Source organism: Candidatus Nealsonbacteria bacterium (assembly GCA_019923625.1).
In the GTDB taxonomy this organism is placed as follows: Bacteria; Patescibacteriota; Minisyncoccia; order Minisyncoccales; family RBG-13-42-11; genus JAHXGN01.
In genome coordinates, this window is sequence record JAHXGN010000010.1 from 14,963 (window position 1) to 19,164 (window position 4,202).

Sequence of the window (4,202 nt, forward strand, 5' to 3'; positions counted from 1 at the left end):
ATTCAAGGAAAAGCGCATAAAACTTTAACCGACGCTGTTTTAATTGATAACTTCCAAAATATCAGGGGAGACCTGGCAAGATTAAAGATCGCGTGTCAAATTGTTGAAACTCTTGATAATTTAGTTATTAGAGAAGAGAAAGATGATCAAATTTGGCAATTATTAGACGAGATTTTCCATAAATTAAATAATTGTTCATTCTTCACTGCCCATTGTTCATTGTTATATTATTATTTTTTTTGGAACCTTATTTCTATTTTAGGATACCAACCAGAGCTTTATCTTTGTTTAGTTTGTCAAAAAAGAATAATTCCGGAAAAAAATTATTTTGACTTTGAACAGGGAGGAACAATATGTAAAAATTGCGCTGATAATTTTTTGAAACAATCGCAGTCGCGAGGAGACGCAAAAATGACACAGGAAATTTCTTTGAATGTTATTAAAATTTTAAGAATTTTTCTAAACAAGGACTTACTTTTGATAAAAAAACTCAAAATTGAACGCAAAGACCGGGAATTGCTTACCAAAATCTCTCGTTATTCTTTTCTTCTTCTTTCCCGCGCCCTTTGATAGGGGTCAGATCCCGCTATGGAGCGGGTTATTGGAAAAAGTTAGAACTTTTTACCAACAAAATCCGGACGCTGACGCAAGCAGGCAATCCCGCTCTCTGCAAGAGGGCGGGACCCCCACACCCTTTTTCTTTTTGCCCGCCTGCTTGGGCTTCGCCTTGAAATTTTTTTGGCTGACGGGCTATAATATTTAACTTGCTCTTTTTTTAATCTTGCCGTGTTCATTCATTACACCAACACCACTCCCTTTTGTATAATCTATAGCTTCTTTCACAAGTTCATTTGGCACGGCAAGATAACGAGCTTTAGTTGTTATAAATGCTCATTAAGAGTTAAATATAACCTTACCCTGCCATCGCTAGTTTCTAGTCCTTTTTTCCCATCTTCAAATACAATTAAACGCTTTTTAAATTCTGGGTAGTGGACATCTATCATTTTATGATGATTTGGACAAGTAATAACAATATTATCAGGCGAATTTAGATCAAGTCCTTTATATTTTGATTGCTCACTAACCGGAACTATATGTGAAGCTTCAATATAAAAACCTTTTTTGGTGGGAATTCTAGAAAAATTATAGCCACAAAATTGGCAATAATAACCGTACAACTTTTTAAGGTCATCCATTATTTTTTTATTTCTAAAATGGATTTTTTGTTTTCTAACAATTGGTGCTTCCTGTATTTTCTTTAAGTCTGCTATAATTCTCTTTTTAAATTCATCACTTCCTAATAATAAATGAATCTCATTATCATAAAATTTGATTTGCGAACCTAAATTAAAAAATTCAAGAGAATGTTTCGCATTGTTGGCCCAGTTTTCATAATCTCTCTTATATTCCTTTGGCAATTTTTTATCTTCGGCTTCTTTTGTAATGTCATCACATTCTTTCTTAATAAATTCATCTAACTTATTTTTTTGTTCTTGCGTTAATTGACGATATTCAAGGATTAAATCGATAGCCTTTTGGATTTCGTTCTCATTTTTGATTTGAGAAACAAAATATTGAAATTCTTTAAATGATAAATCTTGAATTTTGTTATCGGATAATATCTTTAATAAAACGGGGTAAGGTGTTATTGAATATGTCATTCTATCTTTTTTCATTTCGAAATTTGATAAAAAATCATCCATAAAAAATTCTTTATTTTCATAATCTAGATATTCAAATGCTTTCTGTGTAAGTTGAACTTTCATTTTTTGACCCGCCCCGAAGCGTTTAATAAACCCCAGCGTGTCCAAATTTACCAATACTTGTTTTCTCATTGATAAAGCACTTTCTCTGCCACCCTTGCGCTTCATTTCCCTATTTAGTTTTTTTAAATTTTCATCTGTTGCGGTAAAAATTTCTTTACTGTCTGAAAATTTTTTTATTCCCAATAAGGCACTCGTTATGCTATTATGTGTCGTTTTTTCAGCTTGTACCAAATGCCATCCACGATAAGTGTTTTCGGCAATTAAATTTTTGAAATACAATTTTAGTTTTTCCATAGAATTAAAATTTACCAGTTTTTAATCTTTTATTTGCTAATAAAACATATTTTTTATTTGAATCGCATCCAATAAAATTTCTACCGAGTTTTTTGGCAGCTAGCGCCGTTGTTCCCGTACCCATAAAACAATCTAAAACTAAATCTCCCCGGTTACTACTTGCTTTTATTATTCTTTCTATCATTTCAAGTGGCTTTGGAGTAAAGTGTGGAAGTTTCGGTGTCTTGCCATTAATTTTATTTTTATGCCTTTCGCTTGTTATATGCCAAACTTCCCCGCATAATCTTCCTTTTGGGTTAGGAAACCATCTTTTACCATTTTTCAAAATGCCTTTATCTTTCGCATAAAAAATCCTCTCGGTAGACTCATAAGGAACTCTTATATCATTATAATTAAAAATATAATCATTACTTTTTGTAAAAAACAAAATTGTTTCCTGACCATTAGCATACTTTTTCGTCCCATTTGAAAGACCGTCTCGCTTGTCCCAAGTTATCCAATTTCTAAACTTTAAACCATTTTTCAAAACGTGAGATAAAATGAAGGTACAATTAAAGGGAGTGTTAAAAATATACAAACTCCCATTATTTTTAATTTTAGGGATTAAAGCATTTATCCAAGAAAATGTAAAATCTAAAAACTCTTTATGGGAATTAAAGGTGTCCCAAACGTCTTTATTCAAAAAATACGGCGGGTCTACAACCGCTAAATCAATAGACTTATTATCAATCTTTTTTAAAAATTCAAAACAATCTGAATGGTAAATTTTATTGATTTTTAACATAAGCTTAAAACAATGATCCCAATTTCAAATTTATTACCCTCTCATAATTTCTAGAAATCTCATAGCCAACATAATTTCTTTTTAATTCTTTCGCCACTTTCAGTGTCGTTCCCGAACCGGCGAACGGGTCCAAAACAACATCTCCAATATAAGTATATAATTTAATACATCGTCTTACTATCTCTTCAGGCATAATTGCTGAATGTTCGCCGAACGCAAGGTCGTTTTTATTTGGAATAGGTATATTCCAAATCTGCTTTGTAAATTCAACCCATTCTTTCTCTGTTAATTTACTTTTTTCTTTTATTTCTTTTGGTAAATTGTTTTCAGATAAACCATCTTTTACATAAACAGTTATAAACTCAATCGTATTTTGGGCATAAAAATTTCTTGGGTAAGGATAACTTCCAAACATTAACTTCTTACTAGAATTAGTTCTATTCCAAATAAAAACATCTAGCAAAAATAAGTCAGTGTTATTTAAAATAGAACTTTCAATATCGCTATTTATATCAAAAATATGTCTATTATAATGAGTGTTTAAACTTTTTTTTAACATCGGCATTAGGGGTGTATTTATAACTAATTTTCCATTCGGATTTAAAACCCTTTCGCATTCTTTCCATACTTTCAACATTTCTTCAATATATTTTTTATAATTTGGAATATCGCCAATTTGCCCCACCATTTTTTCTGATTTTTTATTTTGTTGATAGCCATCAAGAGAATAATCTTTGATATTAAAATACGGCGGACTGGTAACTATAAGATGAACAGAATTATTTGGTAATTCCGCCATCTTACGAGAATCCTTAAAATAAACTTTATTTAAAAAATCCATAATACTATTTCATTAAATCATCAATCCCAACGCCCAAAGCGTCAGCAATTTGTTTTAATGTTTCTACTCTCGGATTATAAGTTGCCCCCGATTCAATTTTTATAATCGTGTTGTAGGTAATATCCGCCATTTTTGAAAGTTTGTCCTGTGTAATACCTTTCTTTTTGCGATATTTCTTTATGTTTTTAGCTATAACGCTTTTATTGTTTGTCATAAGGTAGTAATCATTTACTATTATTTATTAAGATAGTATAATGTAAGTAGTTATCAACATTTATGTATATTATACCAAAACTAAATAAAAACGTAAATCAAAAAATAAGGAGTTATTTTGTGTTACCCGCGCACGGGTGCGGTGGGACAAGGGCGACTAAAAAATATAATGTCCGTCAGCCAAAAAAATTTCAAGGCGAAGCCCAAGCAGGCAGGCAAAAAGAAAAAGGGTGTGGGGGTCCCGCCCTCTTGCAGAGAGCGGGATTGCCTGCTTGCGTCAGCGTCCGGATTTTGTTGGTAAAAA

General features: G+C 31.7%; 5 protein-coding genes. 1 reads left to right on the plus strand and 4 read right to left on the minus strand.

Translation table 11 applies throughout. The features are described from left to right. Positions 1 to 570 (plus strand): DNA repair protein RecO (gene recO / locus KY055_01840; GenBank protein ID MBZ1345356.1); only part of this gene is annotated, 570 nt, incomplete at its 5' end. 311 nt (positions 571 to 881) lie between these two features. Here the strand turns inward: recO and KY055_01845 are convergent. The 4 genes from KY055_01845 to KY055_01860 are packed head-to-tail and all read right to left on the minus strand — an operon-like array spanning position 882 to position 3,899. Further along, complete coding sequence (locus tag KY055_01845) at positions 882 to 2,060, minus strand: HNH endonuclease (protein ID MBZ1345357.1); 1,179 nt, start codon at positions 2,058 to 2,060, stop codon at positions 882 to 884. Between the two features lie 4 nt (positions 2,061 to 2,064). Beyond that, the gene (locus KY055_01850) at positions 2,065 to 2,844 is read right to left on the minus strand and encodes a site-specific DNA-methyltransferase (protein MBZ1345358.1); all 780 of its coding nucleotides are present in this window, start codon (positions 2,842 to 2,844) and stop codon (positions 2,065 to 2,067) included. 4 nt (positions 2,845 to 2,848) lie between these two features. After that, the gene (locus KY055_01855) at positions 2,849 to 3,685 is read right to left on the minus strand and encodes a site-specific DNA-methyltransferase (protein ID MBZ1345359.1); all 837 of its coding nucleotides are present in this window, start codon (positions 3,683 to 3,685) and stop codon (positions 2,849 to 2,851) included. Positions 3,686 to 3,689: 4 nt separating this feature from the next. Then, a complete protein-coding gene (locus tag KY055_01860) occupies positions 3,690 to 3,899 on the minus strand; it encodes a helix-turn-helix transcriptional regulator (protein ID MBZ1345360.1) in 210 nt (69 codons plus the stop codon). Between the last annotated feature and the right edge of the window lie 303 nt (positions 3,900 to 4,202).

Coding starts and splice junctions, on each gene's coding strand:
- KY055_01855 (MBZ1345359.1), bottom strand. CDS start 3,685: ATGGATTTTTTAAATAAAGTTTATTTTAAGGATTCTCGTAAGATGGCG.
- KY055_01850 (MBZ1345358.1), bottom strand. CDS start 2,844: ATGTTAAAAATCAATAAAATTTACCATTCAGATTGTTTTGAATTTTTA.
- KY055_01845 (MBZ1345357.1), bottom strand. CDS start 2,060: ATGGAAAAACTAAAATTGTATTTCAAAAATTTAATTGCCGAAAACACT.
- KY055_01860 (MBZ1345360.1), bottom strand. CDS start 3,899: ATGACAAACAATAAAAGCGTTATAGCTAAAAACATAAAGAAATATCGC.